Genomic DNA, 16,758 nt, shown 5'->3' on the forward strand with positions numbered 1-16,758 from the left:
GGCATGCCGCTGCCCACCGCCGCCGCCCCGACCGAGGTGCGTCTCGCGCACTGCCTGCTCGACGCCGACGGCGCCGTGCTCTCCGCCTCCCGTGCCGACGAGCCGTTCTACGCCGCGAGCACCATCAAGCTGCACGTGCTCCTGGCCGTGCTGCGCGCCGCCGAGCAGGGCGAGCTCGACCTCGAGACGGAGCTGGCCGCGACGTGCACCTTCACCGGCGCCGATGGGGAGGAGTTCATCCTGTCCGGCGACCACCTCGATCCCACCCACCCCGAGCCCGGCACCCCGATCGCGCTCCGGGCTCTCGCGACGAGGATGATCGACCGCTCCAGCAACGAGGCGACCGACCAGCTGCTCGAGCTCGTCGGCCTCGATGCCATCGCGGCGATCGTCGGTGAGCTGGGGCTCGGGGCGACCCGGGTCGAGAGGCTGATCGGGGACGCCGCGGCACTCGAGCGCGGCCTGACCAACGAGACCTCCGCCGCGGACCTCGCCCGCACCATGCACCACCTCGTCGCCGGCCCCGGCCTCGCAGGCGACTCCCACGAGCTCGCCCTCGCGGCGCTGCACGCGCAGACGATCCCGATCATCGCCACGGTGCTGCGCGACGGCGTCCGATGGGGGTCGAAGTCCGGGTGGGTCGACGGGTACCGGCACGACGTCGCCTACGTCGAGGATCCCGCCGGGGCCGGGCGCCGGATCCTCGCGGTGATGACCGCGGGACTCGCGGAGGACGAGGCCGATGCGCGGATCACCGCACTCGCCGCGGAGCTCCTGCCCGGGCTCACCGCCTGAGCGAGGAGCCTCAGCGCGCGCGACGGGCCGCGGCGATGTCCGCGAGATCCTGCGCCATCGTCGGCTTCGAGGCGGCGAGCCCGAAGCGGGCCGAGGCGCCGTCGACCAGGGCTCGCGGCCCGCGCCGCAGCGGCAGCTCGGCGACGCTCTCGAGGCGCAGCTCGGTGTCCCCGTCCACGAGCTCCCGCAGCGTGAACACGGTGCGATAGCCGATCTCGCCCACCCCGGAGCGGATCACCGTGCGCTGCAGCGGCTCGGCCTCGACGACCTCGAGCTCCATCGTCCCGGTCATCCCCAGCATCGAGCGCGTCTCCCGCCAGCGGGTGCCCTCGGCGTAGGGACCGCCCGTGAGGATCTCGACCTCCTCCACCCCGGTGAGCACCTGCGGGGTCCCGGCGATGTCGGTGAGCACCTCCCAGACGGCCGCGGGCGGGGCGTCGACGGTGTGGACGAGCAGGAAACGAGGGGCGGTCATGGCCCCGAGGGCAGGCCGCGCGCCGCCCGACGGGACGGAGCGTCCGACGGGCGGCGCGGCCGCACGCGGCTCAGGCGTCGATCACGCGACGCGCCCCGGCGTACTCCCCGGTCGGGTCGTACTCGGTCAGCGACATGATCTCCACGCTGCGCGCCGCGTTCGGGGCCTGCATGATCAGGTCGTCCCCGAGGTACAGGGCGACGTGGCGGATCGAGTCGCCGCCCGGCTCCGTCGCGAAGAACACCAGGTCGCCGCGGCGCAGGTCCTCCCGCGCCACCTCCGCGAGACCGGAGTGGTTCATCTGGTCGCCGGCATCGCGGGCGATCCGGAGGCCGTGGTGATGGAAGAGCGTGTACGTGTACCCGGAGCAGTCGAAGCCCCAGGCGCTCACGCCCGCCCACAGATAGCGCAGGCCCAGGAAGCGCTCGCCGGTGGCGATCACGTCCTCGACCGTCGGGGTCGGCGGCTGCTCGCCCCGCGCCCGCACCGCCACGTCGCCGGAGGGCAGATAGGCCGGACCGGCACCGGGCACGGCGACCTTCACGGCCTTCGCGGTGCGGCCCAGAACAGGCAGGATCGTGTCGAAGGAGACGTCGATCCCGGGGTGGTTCCCGGACGGCGTCCCGGTGAGGGTGCTGGTCAGCGCGGTGACGGTCGCGGTCTGGGAGGTCTCGGCGCGGCGGGCGAAGCCCTCGTCGACCACGAGATGGGAGAGCGGCACCCAGCCGGGGTAGCCGCGCGGATCGCGCGGGGTGGACTGCGCGGTGACGACCACGTGCGCCCAGTCGCCGTCGATCTCGTCGACGATCACCTCGCTGCCGAGCACGGCCTGGCTCTCGAGCTCGCCCGTCAGCCAGCGCCGGGTCTCGGTGTCCTCCATGTTCGCGTTCCAGGCGTCGAGGTCGACGGGGGCCGACACCGCCGGGTCGTCGATCCCGGGCCGGTTCGTGCGCGGGTCGACCCACAGCGTCGTCGCGGAGACGGCGACGTGGGCGCGATCGCCCGGGGCGGGCGCCCTGCCGGCGGCGGGGCGCGGCGCGGGGGCGGCGGAGGCGGGACCGAGCGCGGCGAGGGAGGCGACGGCGAGGCCGGCGGTGCCGGTCGCGGCCAGGCGCAGCCCGTCGCGTCGCGTGAGGTCGGGGAATCGGCGGATGGTCATGGCATCTCCTTCAGGGGGTCGGCGCCGGGGCGCCGACGGGGGAGGGGCGTGAGGGATCGGGGGCGGTCGGACAGCTGGCTGCTCACCGACCACCTCCCTCGGCATCCACGTCGGGGCGGAGCAGCTCGAGCCCGAGGCCGGGCCCGCCGGAAAGGCGCAGCACGCCGCGCTCCTGGACGATCCCGCCGCGGGGCAGCGCGGAGGCGAACCAGGCCGGCGGGTCCAGGTCGATCATCGTGATCGCCGGGTGCGCGAGCGCGAGGTGCGCGGCGGCCGTGATCGAGATGCGCGGCTCCATCATGGCCCCCAGCATGCAGTCGATCCCGGCCCGACGTGCCGCCTCGGCGACCTCGATCGCGCCGCGCAGCCCGCCGGTCTTGGCGAGCTTGATGTTCAGCAGGTCGCAGGCCCGCGCCTCGATGAGCCGGTGCGCATCGACCGCCGACCACACGGCCTCGTCGGCCATGATCGGCAGGGACACGGCGGCGGTGACGCGGGCGAGGCCCTCCACGTCACCGGCCGCGACGGGCTGCTCGACGAGCTCGACGGGCAGGCCGTCCGCCTCGAACCCGGTGATGATCTCGACCGCCTGCTCGGGCAGCCAGCCCTGGTTCGCATCCAACCGCAGCCGCGCCGACGGGGCCGCCTCGACGACCGCGGCGAGCCGCTCCCGGTCCTCGGCGATGTCGTGGCCGAGCTTGATCTTCAGGATCTCGTGCCCGGCCGCGACGGCCTCCCGCGCCCGCTCCGCCATGGTCGCCGGCTCCTCGAGGGAGACGGTCATGTCGTTGCGCATCGTCGACACGGCGCTGCCGCCCAGCAGCTCCACGAGCGGCCGCCCCGCCGCGCGGGCCCAGGCATCGTGGAGGGCCACCTCGAGCGCCGCCTTCGCGCTCGTCGCCCCGGGCATGGCCGCCGCGATCCGGGCGGAGAGCTCGCCGATCGTGCCCCGCGCGCCGCGCAGCGCGGCGCCGAGCGGCCCGTCGAGCGCGGCGAGGATGCTGGCGGCGTCCTCGCCGGTGACCGCGACGGTCTCCGCAGCCGAGCCCTGCCCGACCGCGCCGCCGGCGAGCTCCACCTCGGCGACCACGTACTCGACCGCCTCGGTGCGGCGGGCCGCCGTGACGAAGGGATGGCGCAGCGGCGCGCGGTGGCGGTGGCGGCGCACCGCCGCCACCTCGAGCACCGCCTGCTCAGCGCTCTGCTCCATGATCCCGCCGCTCACAGCGCCGACATGATCTGCGCGGCGGCGAGGCCGAGGAAGGTGCCCAGGAACGAGCCCATCAGCGCCATCAGCACGCCGACCGGCACGAGCTGGCGGTTGAAGGCGCTGGCCACGACCGGCGCAGAGGCGATCCCGCCGATGTTCGCGGTCGAGGAGACCGCGATCGAGAACAGGTCGGTGCGGGTGAGCTTGGCGTAGACGACCATGATCGCCAGGTGCACGAGCACCACCAGGAGACCGATCAGCAGGTACAGCGGCGCCTGCGTGAGCGCGGAGAAGTCGGAGCCCGCGGCGATCTGGCCGATCACGATGAACAGCATCAGCGTCGCGATCTCGGTGGAGCCGCCGATCCGTCCCAGCGGCGTCTGGGCGATCACGAGGCCGAGCACGGAGACGATGACGATGGTCCAGGTGGTCCCGTTGACGACGTCGCCCAGCTCCGGGAGGAGGCCGCCGACCCAGATCGCGAGGGTCGAGACGAAGATCGAGCCGAAGACGACGGTCGCGAGGGACTGGACGGTGATCGGCGCCTCCTCCGTCTCGAAGTCGTCGCCGTGGTCGATCAGATGCGTCGAGCGGGCCTTCGTGAAGCGGTCGAAGCGGCCGGAGATCGCGACGGAGGAGAAGGCGACGGTGAGCCAGATCGAGTAGATGAGCGTGTCGGTGATCAGGGCGTAGCCGAAGATGTTCTCCGGCGCCTGGAGGATGTCCTGCACCGCGACCATGTTCGCGCTGCCGCCGGTCCAGGAGGCCAGCAGTGCGCCGAGCACCTTCCACGCCTCCGGGTGCAGGGCGCTCTGGAAGGCGAGGAACACGCCCACCATCGCCACGAACAGGGAGGCGGCGGAGACGGCGTAGGTCAGCAGCAGCCGCGGGCCGAGCTTGATGATGCGGCGCAGGTCGCAGCCGAACAGGAACAGGAGGATCATCGCCGGCAGGACGACGTCCTTCACGGCGGCGATGGGGGCGCGGGTCGCATCGTCCTGCCCGAACACCCCCGCGGAGTTCAGGGCGGCGCACAGCAGGTACATCAGCACCATGCCGGGCACGTACTTGAACAGCTTCCAGCCGGTGGTGCGCTCGAGCACGATCAGCGCGCACGAGAGCGCCAGCAGGACGCCGAGCATCAGCAGTCCGTCGGTGATCACGGGGTCTCCTCGGTGAGTGGGGAAGGGGTGCGGCCGTGCCCCCGGCGGCTGCGGGGACAAAAAAATCGGAAGCACCGGGAACCGGCGCCTCGGGCGAGGCGCGGTGCGGTGCTTCCGACGGGATCCGGTTCGGTGAGGTTCCGGGCGGACGGCTGCGTGTATGCGGTTATGACTCCTGGTCGGGGAGGGCCGACAGGTCGCGGTACTTCGCGGCGGCGCTGCGCACGGCGGCGGCGAGAGCCTTCTGCGAGGACCCGTGGTACCTGTCGGTGATCGACTCCACCAGGGCGTCCTCCTCGAGCAGGGATCGACCGACCACCAGCTCGCGGACGAAGTCGACCGTGAGCGTCAGCGTGGCGGTGCAGTCGGCTGCCTGGATGACGTGGGTCTCAGTATCGACGACGAGGCCGACGAAGAACAATCCCCACTGCGTCGTGATCGGATTGTTGCTCGGGGACTTCGCCTCGCCCGTGAGGTAGATCGTGCGGGTCATCCGGTGATCCTATGCGGGGTCCAGGAGGGCGGACGAGGTGGTCTCGACGCTGCGGCCCCGGACCGGGCGGTGCCCGGCCCGGGGCCGCAGGTCGTGGGAGGGAGGAGGTCAGCGGAGGTTCGCCGGACCGGCCTGCTCCGCGGCCTTCTCGGCCTCGGCGCGACGCTCGTCGCGCTGGGTGTCGAGGCCCTGGGCGTGGTCCGCCGGGGCGGACTGCGCCATCAGCGCACGCTTCTGGGCGGCGGGCTGGAGATCGACGAACTGGCCGCCGAGCTCGCCGCGGACACGGTTCTCGGAGCCGGTGGGCGCGGGGTCGTTGCCCTCGCCGGTCAGGTCGCCGCGGATGATCGTGTCGGTGACGTCGACGCCGTCGGTGTTGTCCGAGGCGGTGACGTCGCCGCCGAAGTAGGTGGCGCCCTCGCAGGTGATCTTCTGGCCGCCGGAGCCGAGCTGCACGCCGGCGTTGCCGGTCAGCGACGCGTTCCCGTCGAGCTCGCCCGCGCAGAAGGTGGTGCCCTCGGTCGCGCCGGTGACGGTCAGGTCGCCGGCGAGGCTCGAGTCGAGGATGTCGGTGAACTCGGTGTTCTCGCTGGTCACGTTGCCGCCGATGGTGTTGCCGCTGAGGTGCACGAGGCCCTGGGCGACGTTCACGCGGCCGGAGATCGAGGAGTCGTAGGAGTACAGGAAGGGCGAGGCGCCCTCGGCCGCACGGCCGTTGTAGCTGCCCTCCACCGCGGACTCGTCGAGGTAGACGCCGTAGCCGCCGTTGGAGACGACGTTGCCGGCGATCTCGGAGGTGGAGGCGTCGAAGTAGCCGTCGCCCTGGACGACGACGCGGCCGCCGACGGAGGAGTCGGTGATGAGGAGGTCGGCGCCGGCCTGGACGCGCACCTGGCCCTCGACGGTGACGTCGGTGAGGACGCAGGACTTGTCCTTCGCGACGACGAGGTCGCCGGGGACGGTGACCGAGGAGGCCTCGCCGTCGCAGCGGGTGGTCAGGGCGGCGCTCGCGGAGCCGGCGGTCGCGGCGATGCCGGCGGCGGCGAGGGCCGCGGCGGAGAGCAGGGTCACGGAACGGGAGAGGGTGCGCACTGGGGCTCCTTGGGCGCCGCGCCGGGCAGGGCGGGGCTGTGGGGGTTCGATAGGGGTGCGTCACGACCGTAGCGACTCGCATCACACCGGACAATCGATTCGGCCAGATTCGCCGGAGTTCACCAAGATTTCCCCTGCTCGTGCCCCGGGCGACGAGCTCTCGTCCCCCTCGACCCGGCCGCAGGTCAGAGCGGGAGGCGCACGTAGGTCGTCTCGAGGTACTCGGCGAGCCCCTCGTGGGAGCCCTCCCGGCCCAGCCCCGACTCCTTCACCCCGCCGAAGGGGGCCGAGGGGTCGGAGCCCACGCCCAGGTTCACCGCGACCATCCCCGACTCGAGCCGTCCGGTGACGGCCGTGACCTCGCCGAGGTCCTCGCCCATCACGTAGGACATCAGCCCGAACTCGGTGGCGTTGGCCGCCGCGATCATCTCCTCGACGTCGTCCAGCACCGTGATCGGCGCGAGCGGGCCGAAGATCTCCTCGCGCTGCACGCGGGCATCGCGCGGCACGTCGCCGAGCACCGTCGCCTCGTGGAAGAAGCCCCCGCCCTCGCCGGTGCCGCCGCCGGTGAGGACCTTCGCGCCGCGCTCGACCGCGTCGGCCATCAGCTCCTGGACGGAGTCGACGGCGGCCCGGTCGATCAGCGGGCCGAGGGTCGTGGCGGGATCCGCGCCGGGGCCGAGCACGAGCTGCTCGGTGCGCTCGACCAGCCGGTCGGTGAACTCCTGCGCGACGGAGGAGTGGACGTAGAACCGGTTCGCGGCGGTGCAGGCCTCGCCGTTGTTGCGGAACTTCGCGAGCATCGCCGCCTCGACCGCGGTCTCCACGTCGGCCGAGGGGAGGACCAGGAAGGGAGCATTGCCGCCGAGCTCCATCGAGGTGCGCAGCACGTGTTCGGCGGACTGCGCGATGAGGGTGCGGCCCACCGCGGTGGAGCCGGTGAAGGAGACCTTCCGCAGCCGCGGATCGGCCATCAGCGTCGAGGACAGGCCCTTCGAGTCGCTCGTGACCACGCAGTTCACCACCCCGTCGGGCACGCCGGCCTCGGCGAGGATCGCCATCAGCGCCAGCGAGGTCAGGGGCGTCTTCTGCGCGGGCTTGAGCACCACGGTGCAGCCGGCCGCGAGGGCCGGGCCGATCTTCCGCGTCCCCATCGACAGCGGGAAGTTCCACGGCGTGATCAGGAGGGTGGGGCCGACGGGCCGGACCGTGGTGAGCACGGCGTGGTCGGCGGCGGGGGCGTGGCGGAACCGGCCGGGCTCGCGCACCGCCTCCTCGCTGAACCAGCGCAGGAACTCCGCGCCGTAGGAGACCTCGCCGTACGCCTCGGCGAGCGGCTTGCCCATCTCCAGGGTCATCAGCGCCGCGAGGTCGTCGGCCCGCTCGTGGCACAGCTCGTAGGCGCGGCGCAGGATCTCCGAGCGCTCGCGCGGCGTGGTCGCTGCCCAGTCCGCCTGCGCGGCGCAGGCGGCGTCCAGGGCCTTCGCGCCGACGGAGGCGGCGTCGGCGTCGACCACGCGGGTCAGCGCCGCGCCGGTGGCGGGGTCGATCACCTCGAGTGCGGCGGTGCCGCCGAGGAAGCGGCCGCCGACGAAGGAGCTGGTCGGGGTGCGCTCGAGCACCTCCGCGATCCGGGTGGGGGTGAGGGCGGGCTGCTGGGGCATCGGAACCTCCTGCGTCGACGGGTGCTCCCTCCAGTCTGCACCCGCCCCGCCGTGCCCGGTCGTTCTCAGCCGTGCCCGGCCGGGCTCAGCCGGCGGCGGCGAGGGCGTCGACCGCGCCGATCAGGCCCAGGTGGCTGAAGGCCTGGGGGAAGTTCCCGATCATGCGGCGGTGCGTCCCGTCGTACTCCTCGGCGAACAGGTGCAGGTCGTTCCCGCAGGCGAGCAGGGTCTCCATCAGCTGTTCGGCCTCGTCCCGTCGGCCGGTGGCGGCGTACTGCTGGACCAGCCAGAACCCGCAGACGAGGAAGGGGTGCTCGTCGCCGGGCAGGCCGTCCTGGCCGCGGGTGCGGTAGCGCAGCAGGAGGCCGTCCTCGGTGCGCAGGTCCTGCTCGATCCGGTCGACGGTCGCGAGCATCTGCGGGGCGTCGGCCGGGAGGAAGCCGGTGTGCGGGATCTGCAGCAGGGAGGCGTCCACCTCCGTGCTGCCGTAGGTCTGGGTGAAGGCGCCGTCGGGGCCGACGCCCTTCTCGAGGACCTCCGCGCGGACCCGGTCGCGCAGCCGGGTCCACTCCGCGAGCTCCTCCTCGGAGGCGGGCAGGCCGTGCTCGGTGACGGCGCGCACCGCCCGGTCGAAGGTCGCCCACACCATCACCCGGCCGTGGGTGAAGAAGGCCGGCTCCCCGCGCATCTCCCAGATGCCCTGGTCGGGGTCGTCGACGTGCGCGGTCGTGAAGCGCACCAGCGCCTTCTGCAGCGGCCAGGACCAGCGCGACTCCGCGACCCCGGCCTCCCGCATCGCCGACAGCGCGATCATCACCTCCCCGACCACGTCCGCCTGGTACTGGGTGGAGGCGCCGTTGCCGATCCGCACCGGGAGGGAGCTCTCGTAGCCGGGCAGGTGCACGAGCTCCCGCTCGGGGAGGTTCCGGTCCCCGGTGATCGTGTACATGATCTGGAGCCGCGCGGGGTCCCCGGCGATCGCGCGCAGCAGCCACTCCCGCCAGGACACCGCCGCGTCGACGTGCCCGTGCGCGAGCAGTGCCTCCAGCGACAGCGCCGCGTCCCGCAGCCAGCAGAAGCGGTAGTCCCAGTTGCGCACCCCGCCGAGGTCCTCGGGCAGGCTCGTCGTGGGCGCGGCGACGATCCCGCCGCTGCGGCGATGGGTCAGGGCGCGCAGCACCAGCAGGGAGCGGGCGACGGGCTCGGCGTACTCGTCCTCGACGCGGATGCTCCCCAGCCAGGAGGACCACTCCACGCTGGTCGCCGCGAGCGCGGCCTCGACGTCGGGCGCCGCGGGCACCTCCTGCCAGGACGGGAACCAGGTCAGCACCCAGTCGGCGCCCTCCCCGGCGCTCAGGCGGTGCCGGCCGTGGTGGGAGCGGTGCCCGGCGCGGAGGGCCGGGCCGTGCAGCGAGACGGCGTCCCCGCCCGCGACGGCCAGCAGCACCCCCTGGCCGGCGGCGTCCTCGCTGCGACGCACCCACGGCACCGCCTCGCCGTACTCGAAGCGGAGCACGAGCTCCTGGACCACCTCGACCTCTCCCTCGGTGCACGAGACCGAGCGGATCAGGTCGGAGAGGTCCGCGTCGGCGCCGTCTGGGTGGGCGACGGGGTCCGGCGAGGGGATCGCGCGCTCGGCGCCGACCGGGAGGAGCTCGACCACGGTCGCGGCACCGGTGGGGGAGCGCCACTGAGTCTCCAGCACCATCGTGCCCGGCAGGTAGCGGCGGGAGACCACCTCCCCGTCCGCGATCCGCAGCGACCAGTGCCCGTGCCGGTCCTCGCCCAGCAGCGAGGTGAACAGGGCGTCGGAGTCGAAGCGCGGCATGCACAGCCAGTCGACGTCCCCCTCCCGCGTCACGAGCGCGGCGGTGCGCTGGTCGGAGAGCAGGGCGTGGTCCTCGATCGGTGCGGCGGTCATGGGGCCAGTGCATCACGGACGGCGGGCCGACGGGCCGGAGCGGACCGGGAGAGGACGGGGGCGGAGGTGGACCGGCGGACTACGGTGAGCCCATGACGAACTCCGAGATCAGCCTGTCCGTGGACGTGCTCGTGATCGGCTGGGGGAAGGGCGGCAAGACCCTCGCCGCGGCCCTCGCCGGCACCGGCCAGAAGGTCGCGATGATCGAGCAGTTCGAGTCGATGCACGGCGGGACCTGCATCAACATCGGCTGCGTCCCCACCAAGACCCTCGTGCACGACGCCCAGGAGCGCCGCGAGGACGACGACGCCGCCTCCTGCTGGGCACGGGCCGTCCAGCGCCGCGACACCCTCATCGGGACGCTCCGCGACGTCAACCACCACATGCTCGCCGACCTCGGCACGGTCACCCTCGTCGACGGCCGTGCCCGCTTCGTGGGCGAGCGGACCGTGGAGGTCAGCGGCGGCGAGGACCGCCTCACGGTCACCGCGCCGACGGTCGTGGTGAACACGGGCGCGGTGCCCTCGCGCCCGGATCTGCCCGGGATCGACTCCCCTCGGGTGCACGACTCCACCTCGCTGCAGCACGTCGATCCCTTCCCGCGGCGGCTCGCGGTGGTGGGCGCCGGGCCGATCGGGCTCGAGTTCGCCTCGATGTTCGCGGGCTTCGGCGCCGAGGTGACGGTGCTGAACCGTCGCCCCCGCCTGCTGCCCGCCGAGGACGAGGAGGTCGCCGCCGAGGTGCAGTCCGTGCTCGAGGGCGACGGCATCACCGTGCTGCACGAGGCGGACCTCCGCGGCGTCGAGGACGGGGCGGAGGAGGCGCTGCTGCGCCTCGAGGTCGCGGGGCGGTCGCGCGAGCTCGCGGCCGATGCCGTGCTGCTGGCCACCGGGCGTCGCCCCGCCACCGACGACCTCGGGCTCGAGGCGGCGGGCATCGACGTGGACGAGCGCGGCGCGATCGTGGTCGACGAGCACCTGCGCACCAGCGCCCACGGCGTCTACGCGCTCGGCGACGTGCACGGCGGCGCCCAGCAGACCTACCTCTCCCTCGACGACCACCGCATCGTCCTCTCCCAGCTCACCGGCGACGGTTCCCGCTCCACCTCCGACCGGGTCGCGGTGCCGACGACGACCTTCCTCACCCCGCCGCTCGCGGCCGTGGGCCTCACCGAGTCGGAGGCGCGGGAGCAGGGACGGGACGTGCTGGTCGCGACGCAGAAGGTCGCCGCGATCAAGGCGATGCCCCGCCCGAAGACCCTCGGCGACCCCCGCGGGCTGGTGAAGATCGTGGTCGACGCGGGCACCGACGAGATCGTCGGCGCACGGCTGTTCCACGTCGACGCCCAGGAGGTCATCAACCTGATCGCCCTCGCGATGCGCGCCGGCACCACGGCGACGCAGCTGCGGGACGGGATCTGGACCCACCCCTCCTCGACCGAGGCGCTCAACGAGACGCTCGAGAAGCTCGCGCCGGTCGAGTGAGCCGCGGGCGCGGCGGGACGGGGGCGGACGGCGTCCTCCCCGCCCCGCCGTGCCACCCGTCGGCACTGCCGGGGTGAGGCAGTTCATCGCGCCGCGAAGCCCCTGATCGCAGGCGCTTTCCCGCCGCTTTTCCAGGGTTCTCCGAGGGTTCCTCGACGGGAGTCCGAGGCACGGTGCGGAGCGTGGGGCCATGAGCTCCACCCCGCCCTCCTCCCCGGTGCCTCCTCACTCCCCGCAGGGCCCCGACGCCCCGCCCGTCGAGGACGCGGGGGGCGCCTCGGCATCGGAGGTCAAGAGCCTCTCCGTGCCCGGCCTGCTCGCCGGCGGCGCCGCCGCGGCGACCACCTCCGTGATCGGCGGCCAGCTCGGCATCAGCGGCACCGTGCTCGGTGCCGCGATCACCTCCGTGATCTCCGCGGCCGTGGTCGCCTTCTACACCGACTCCGTCAACGGCACCGCCCGCAGGCTCAAGCAGGTCAAGGCCAAGGCGGGGGAGAAGGCGCAGTCCCGCGTCCGGGGCGGGGAGGTGCACTCCTCGCGCACTCGCCGCGGTGCGGGCGAGGACGGCGCCGTCGGGACGGCCGCCGCCGGAGCGTCCGAGGACCGAGCCGGTGCGGACGGCGCCTCCGGGGAGACGCCGGGTCGCGGCCGACGGATCGCGAGGATCGCCCTGATGAGCGTGGTCATCGCCCTGATCGGCATGGCCGCCGTGTTCGGCATCCAGCGCCTGACCGGCACGGAGCTCTCCCCGGGCACCGGCGAGATCCAGCGCTCCGTCACCGGAACCGAGCACGTGACCCCGCGCGAGGACTCCGGCGGCACGACCGAGGACGGGACGTCCGAGGACGGCACCGGCGAGGACGACACGGAGCAGCAGGACGGGACCACCATCGACCCGCAGCAGCAGGACGGCAACACCGGCGAGGGCACGACCGGAGAGGGCACCACTGGCACCACCGGTGAGGGCTCCACCGGGGAGGGCACCGGCGGCGACGGCACTTCCGAGGAGGGCGGCGGCACGAGCGGCGACGGCAGCTCCTCCGGCGGAAGCTCTTCCTCCGGCGGCGGCGAGGACGGCGGCGGCACCTCCGGGAGCGGGTCGTCCGGCAGCGGCACCTCCGGGAGCGGCTCCGCGGGCGGTTCGAGCTCCGGCAGTGGTGCCTCGGGCAGCGGATCGGGCTCGACCGGCTCCGAGAGCTGACCCGTCGGAGGCCCCTCCGGCAGGTCCGGCGGCGGCGCGGGGTCGAGCGGTCCCGGGTGGCCCCGGCCCGTCGGCTCTCAGCCCGGCCCGTCGGCTCTCAGCCCAGCCCGTCGGCTCTCAGCCCAGCCCGTCGGCTCCCAGCCTGCGGCAACCGACCCTCGGCCTGCGGCAGCAGGTCCTCAGGCCTCCCCGTCGTCCTCCGTGCCGCCCTCCCCGGTGACGAACTCGCGCAGGTGGGCGGAGAGCTCGAGGCGGCTCGGCTCGTGGCAGTACATCATGTGCCCCGCCTCGTAGTACTCCACCCGGATCCGCTCCGAGTAGTCCTCGCGCGGGATCGCGAGCTGCGCGAGCACGTGCTCGCTGGCGTGGAACGGGGTCGCCGCGTCGTGATAGCCGTGGGAGACCAGCACCCGGGTGTGCGGGGACTTGCGCAGCACGTGGGCGAGATCGGAGGCGACCTCCACCGAGCGGTTCTCGAAGTCCTTGTAGCTCCACGGGTGCACGCGCCCGGACATGATCTCGTAGACCACGTCGGCGGAGAACTCGAGCTCCCCGCGCAGGTAGTGGTTGATCGCCGCGGTGTAGCTCGGGGCGAGCTGGTCGATCGACGGATCGGTCTCCATCCGCGCCGCATTGCCGTCCCCGGCGGGCGCCGTGAAACGGCCGTCGATCCGGCCGGTCACCAGGCCCTCGTCCCGCAGCAGCTCGGCGAGGAAGGCCTGGTGCTCGACGCGCAGGTCCGCGCGCTCCACCCAGTCCGGGTCCACGCCGATCAGCGCGCCGATCCGGGCCGCGGCCTCCTGCTTCTGCGCGGGGTCCAGCCGCAGCCCCGCCGCGAGCAGCGCCGGGTACTCCTGCTCGGCGAAGGCCTCGGCCTCGTCGACCACGTCCTGCAGCAGCCGGTCCTCGTGCTTGCCGTGGGCGTGCGCGATCGCGGCATAGGTGGGCAGGTAGTGGAGGTAGGGGCGGTCATTGCCGGGGGAGAACACGATCGTGCCGAAGTCCAGCACCGGCGAGATCAGCACGATCCCGGCGACAGCGAGGTAGTAGCGGTCCAGCAGCCGGGCCGCGACGGCGGAGGCGCGGGTGGTGCCGTAGGACTCGCCGGCGAGATGGACCTCGGAGGTCCAGCGGTCGTTGCGGGTCAGCCAGTCGATGACGAACGCGGCGATCAGGTCGCGGTCCGCGGTGAGGCCGTGATGGCGGGCGGGCTTCTGTCCGGGCGCGGGGCGGGAGAAGCCCGTGGTCATCGCGTCGACCACGACGAGATCGGCGTCGCGCAGGATCGTCTCGTGGTTGTCCAGCAGGCGGTGAGGGGGAGCGGCGGGGGCGCCCGCGTCCCCCGAGTCGACGCGGCGCGGGCCCAGCAGGCCCAGGTGCAGCCAGACGGTCGAGGCGCCGGGGCCGCCGTTGAAGGCGAACACCACCGGGCGGGGCTGCTCGCCCGGGGACGTCGCGACGTAGGAGACGGAGAACAGCTCCGCATAGGGCCTGCCGCGGCCGTACTCCTCGCCGTCCGGCTCCTCGCGCAGCACCACGGTGCCGGCGGTCGCCGTGTAGTTCAGCGGCCCGTCCTCGAGCGCGAGGCTGTGCAGGGTCGTGACCAGGCGGTCCTCGGGGGCGGTCCGGTCGGCATCGGAACCCGGGCTGCTGCCGGTCGCGGGGGAGGTGCTGGGGGCGGCGGACTGGTCGTTCACACGAGCTCCTTCGTCGGATGCGGCATCGCGCTCGATGCTACGCGGGCCCGCTGCGCGGGGCCTCCTGCAGAAAGGGGACGTGAGCGGCACGCCGCAGAGCTCAGCCGCGCAGCGTGTCGCTCACGTCCCCTTCGTGCGGACGCGGCGGCGGGATCAGTCCAGGGCCGAGATGTCGTGGGGCTCCTCGGCGCCGTCCTCGTTGTCCCGCACGACCATGCGGATCGGGTCCAGGCGCGTCCAGATCAGGAACGCGGCCGCGACGACGACCATGGCGATCCCGGCCCAGAGGTTCGCGTTCAGGCCGTCGGTCTTCGCGGCCTCCTCGGGGCCGAAGGCGAACAGCCCCATCACCACGAGCACCAGGCCGAACAGGCCCAGCAGCGTGCCGATGAAGTTGCGGATGTCGAAGGCGCCGGCGGTCTGCACGGTCGCGTCCTCGGGGAGGTCCTGCCCGGCGGATCCGGTGGGTGTGTTCATGGTGTCTCTCCTCCGTGCGCTCAGGCGAAGATGAAGTTCAGGGCGATGACCAGGACGAGGGCGATGCCCGCCATCGGCACCGGGCGGCGCCAGAAGGGCATGTCCTTCTCCTCGGGGTCGACCAGATCGGCCCTCGGCGTCTCCGAGTAGACCAGTCCCTTGAGCTCGTGGGCGGGCTTCGGGGCGGTGATCTGGGTGACCGCGACCGAGACCACGATGTCGACCACGAAGGCGGTCGCCGCGCTCATGAACGCGAGGCCCTGGCCGGGCAGGGAGAAGACCCCGAGGAAGGTCGAGGAGCCCCACAGGATCACGGCCGAGAGCGTGCCCGCGACCAGGCCCGTCCAGCCGGCCGTCGGCGTCATCCGCTTCCAGAACATGCCCAGGATGAACGTCGCGAACAGCGGCGCGTTGAAGAAGCCGAACAGGGTCTGGAGGTAATCCATCAGGTTGGAGAACTGCGCGGCGATCAGCGCGGTGAAGATCGCGATGACGCAGGCCGCGGCCGTCGCGAGCCGGCCCACCTTCGTGTAGTGGTCGTCGGGCGCGTCCTTCTTCACGTACTGCTGGTAGAGGTCGTAGGAGACCACCGTGTTGAAGGCGGAGATGTTCGCGGCCATGCCGGCCATGAACGCGGCGAGCAGGCCCGCGATGGCGACGCCGAGCAGGCCGTTGGGGAGCACGTCCCGCATCAGCAGCAGCAGGGCGTCGTTGTAGTTCACGCCCGTCGCAGCAGCGCCCGAGGCGTCGCCCGCGTGGTCGAGCTGCTTGAACTCGGTGAGCTCCCCGACCAGCACCGCGGCGATCATGCCGGGGATGATCACGATGAAGGGGATGAACATCTTCGGGAAGGCGCCGATGATCGGGGTCATCCGCGCGGCGGTGATGGACTTCGACGCCATCGCACGCTGCACCTCGACGAAGTTCGTGGTCCAGTAGCCGAAGGAGAGCACGAAGCCCAGGCCGAACACGATGCCGATCACGGACAGCACGGGGCTGTCGAAGCCGGAGAGGGCCTGGCCGGGCCAGGAGTGCAGCTGCTCGGAGCCGAGCATCCCGTCCCCGGCGATGCGCTCCTTCATCCCGGACCAGCCGCCCACGCGGTGCAGGCCGATCAGCGTCAGCGGCAGCAGCGCCGCGACGATCACGAAGAACTGCAGCACCTCGTTGTAGATCGCGGCGGAGAGGCCGCCGACGGTGATGTAGAAGAGCACGAACGCGGCGGCGAGCACGAGGCCCACCCACATCGGCCAGCCCAGCAGGCGGTTGACGATCGTGGCCAGCAGCGAGAGGTTCACGCCCGCGATCAGCAGCTGTGCGACCGCGAAGGAGATCGCGTTGACCAGGTGCGCGCCCTTCCCGAAGCGCATGCGCATGAACTCGGGGACGCTGCGCACCTTCGAGCCGTAGTAGAAGGGCATCATCACCACGCCGAGGAACAGCATGGCGGGGATCGCGCCCACCCAGAAGTAGTGCATCGTCGGCATGCCGTACTGGGCGCCGGTGGCGGACATGCCCATGATCTCGACCGCGCCGAGGTTGGCGGAGACGAAGGCGAGGCCGGTGACCCAGGCGGGCAGCGAGCGGCCGGAGAGGAAGAACTCGATGGAGGTGGAGACGCCGCGCTTGGCGTACCAGCCCACACCGAGGACGAAGACGAAGTAGAGCGCGATGATCGCGTAGTCGATCCATTGCGCGTCGAGTCTGAGGTCGACCATGAAGGGTCTCCTTGCGACGAGGAGGCGTGCCGCGACGTCGAGGAGGAGGTGGCGCGCGGGCGGGGAACGGCGCCGCCGTGGCGCCGACGGGGGACGTTACCACCGGGGTGCCGGGTGTTCCCGTCGGCCGACGGGCTCCGCGGCGGGGGAGTGAGGTGGGACACCTCGGCGGCGGTGCGGCCAGGGCGCGCAGGTCGGCGTGCGCTCGC

Annotated in this window: 14 protein-coding genes; 3 read left to right on the forward strand and 11 right to left on the reverse strand. The window is 72.9% G+C overall.

Annotation, left to right across the window (positions count from 1 at the left end):
• Positions 1-3: 3 nt before the first annotated feature.
• Positions 4-795, forward strand: a complete 792-nt coding sequence (locus DS079_RS12090) for a serine hydrolase (protein ID WP_126988055.1) — start codon at positions 4-6, stop codon at positions 793-795.
• A 10-nt stretch (positions 796-805) separates the two neighbouring features.
• On the opposite strand, the gene DS079_RS12095 is transcribed toward DS079_RS12090, so the two are convergent.
• The 8 genes from DS079_RS12095 to DS079_RS12130 form a co-directional block, all read right to left on the reverse strand.
• The gene (locus DS079_RS12095) at positions 806-1,270 is read right to left on the reverse strand and encodes an SRPBCC family protein (protein ID WP_126988057.1); all 465 of its coding nucleotides are present in this window, start codon (positions 1,268-1,270) and stop codon (positions 806-808) included.
• Between the two features lie 70 nt (positions 1,271-1,340).
• A complete protein-coding gene (locus DS079_RS12100; RefSeq protein WP_126988059.1) occupies positions 1,341-2,429 on the reverse strand; it encodes a C40 family peptidase in 1,089 nt (362 codons plus the stop codon).
• A gap of 82 nt (positions 2,430-2,511) precedes the next feature.
• A complete protein-coding gene (locus DS079_RS12105) occupies positions 2,512-3,639 on the reverse strand; it encodes a dipeptide epimerase (RefSeq protein WP_126988061.1) in 1,128 nt (375 codons plus the stop codon).
• A gap of 11 nt (positions 3,640-3,650) precedes the next feature.
• Positions 3,651-4,802, reverse strand: coding sequence for a DUF819 family protein (locus DS079_RS12110; protein ID WP_126988063.1), 1,152 nt, complete (start codon positions 4,800-4,802; stop codon positions 3,651-3,653).
• A 166-nt stretch (positions 4,803-4,968) separates the two neighbouring features.
• Positions 4,969-5,295 (reverse strand): DUF3870 domain-containing protein, encoded by a 327-nt coding sequence (locus DS079_RS12115; RefSeq protein ID WP_010550739.1) that lies wholly within the window; start codon positions 5,293-5,295, stop codon positions 4,969-4,971.
• 108 nt (positions 5,296-5,403) lie between these two features.
• Positions 5,404-6,387, reverse strand: a complete 984-nt coding sequence (locus DS079_RS12120) for a hypothetical protein (protein ID WP_126988065.1) — start codon at positions 6,385-6,387, stop codon at positions 5,404-5,406.
• Positions 6,388-6,572: 185 nt separating this feature from the next.
• Positions 6,573-8,051 (reverse strand): NAD-dependent succinate-semialdehyde dehydrogenase, encoded by a 1,479-nt coding sequence (locus DS079_RS12125; RefSeq protein ID WP_206516167.1) that lies wholly within the window; start codon positions 8,049-8,051, stop codon positions 6,573-6,575.
• An 85-nt stretch (positions 8,052-8,136) separates the two neighbouring features.
• A complete protein-coding gene (locus tag DS079_RS12130) occupies positions 8,137-9,972 on the reverse strand; it encodes a glycoside hydrolase family 15 protein (RefSeq protein WP_126988067.1) in 1,836 nt (611 codons plus the stop codon).
• Between the two features lie 92 nt (positions 9,973-10,064).
• On the opposite strand from DS079_RS12130, the gene DS079_RS12135 reads away from it, so the two are divergent.
• Positions 10,065-11,456 (forward strand): dihydrolipoyl dehydrogenase family protein, encoded by a 1,392-nt coding sequence (locus DS079_RS12135; RefSeq protein ID WP_206516168.1) that lies wholly within the window; start codon positions 10,065-10,067, stop codon positions 11,454-11,456.
• A 190-nt stretch (positions 11,457-11,646) separates the two neighbouring features.
• The gene (locus DS079_RS12140) at positions 11,647-12,657 is read left to right on the forward strand and encodes a hypothetical protein (protein ID WP_126988069.1); all 1,011 of its coding nucleotides are present in this window, start codon (positions 11,647-11,649) and stop codon (positions 12,655-12,657) included.
• Positions 12,658-12,836: 179 nt separating this feature from the next.
• Here DS079_RS12140 and DS079_RS12145 read toward each other — a convergent pair whose 3' ends face one another.
• From DS079_RS12145 to DS079_RS12155, 3 genes are all read right to left on the reverse strand, one after another.
• A complete protein-coding gene (locus DS079_RS12145; protein ID WP_126988071.1) occupies positions 12,837-14,354 on the reverse strand; it encodes a S10 family peptidase in 1,518 nt (505 codons plus the stop codon).
• Positions 14,355-14,507: 153 nt separating this feature from the next.
• Positions 14,508-14,831 carry a hypothetical protein gene (locus DS079_RS12150; protein WP_126988073.1) on the reverse strand — a complete coding sequence of 108 codons (324 nt, stop codon included), beginning with the start codon at positions 14,829-14,831 and terminating at the stop codon, positions 14,508-14,510.
• A 20-nt stretch (positions 14,832-14,851) separates the two neighbouring features.
• The gene (locus DS079_RS12155; RefSeq protein ID WP_126988075.1) at positions 14,852-16,549 is read right to left on the reverse strand and encodes a sodium:solute symporter family protein; all 1,698 of its coding nucleotides are present in this window, start codon (positions 16,547-16,549) and stop codon (positions 14,852-14,854) included.
• Positions 16,550-16,758: the final 209 nt, after the last annotated feature.

Source organism: Brachybacterium paraconglomeratum (assembly GCF_003994255.1).
GTDB lineage: Bacteria > Actinomycetota > Actinomycetes > Actinomycetales > Dermabacteraceae > Brachybacterium > Brachybacterium conglomeratum.

Coding starts and splice junctions, on each gene's coding strand:
- DS079_RS12090 (WP_126988055.1), top strand. CDS start 4: ATGCCGCTGCCCACCGCCGCCGCCCCGACCGAGGTGCGTCTCGCGCAC.
- DS079_RS12095 (WP_126988057.1), bottom strand. CDS start 1,270: ATGACCGCCCCTCGTTTCCTGCTCGTCCACACCGTCGACGCCCCGCCC.
- DS079_RS12100 (WP_126988059.1), bottom strand. CDS start 2,429: ATGACCATCCGCCGATTCCCCGACCTCACGCGACGCGACGGGCTGCGC.
- DS079_RS12105 (WP_126988061.1), bottom strand. CDS start 3,639: ATGGAGCAGAGCGCTGAGCAGGCGGTGCTCGAGGTGGCGGCGGTGCGC.
- DS079_RS12115 (WP_010550739.1), bottom strand. CDS start 5,295: ATGACCCGCACGATCTACCTCACGGGCGAGGCGAAGTCCCCGAGCAAC.
- DS079_RS12125 (WP_206516167.1), bottom strand. CDS start 8,051: ATGCCCCAGCAGCCCGCCCTCACCCCCACCCGGATCGCGGAGGTGCTC.
- DS079_RS12130 (WP_126988067.1), bottom strand. CDS start 9,972: ATGACCGCCGCACCGATCGAGGACCACGCCCTGCTCTCCGACCAGCGC.
- DS079_RS12135 (WP_206516168.1), top strand. CDS start 10,065: ATGACGAACTCCGAGATCAGCCTGTCCGTGGACGTGCTCGTGATCGGC.
- DS079_RS12140 (WP_126988069.1), top strand. CDS start 11,647: ATGAGCTCCACCCCGCCCTCCTCCCCGGTGCCTCCTCACTCCCCGCAG.
- DS079_RS12150 (WP_126988073.1), bottom strand. CDS start 14,831: ATGAACACACCCACCGGATCCGCCGGGCAGGACCTCCCCGAGGACGCG.
- DS079_RS12155 (WP_126988075.1), bottom strand. CDS start 16,549: ATGGTCGACCTCAGACTCGACGCGCAATGGATCGACTACGCGATCATC.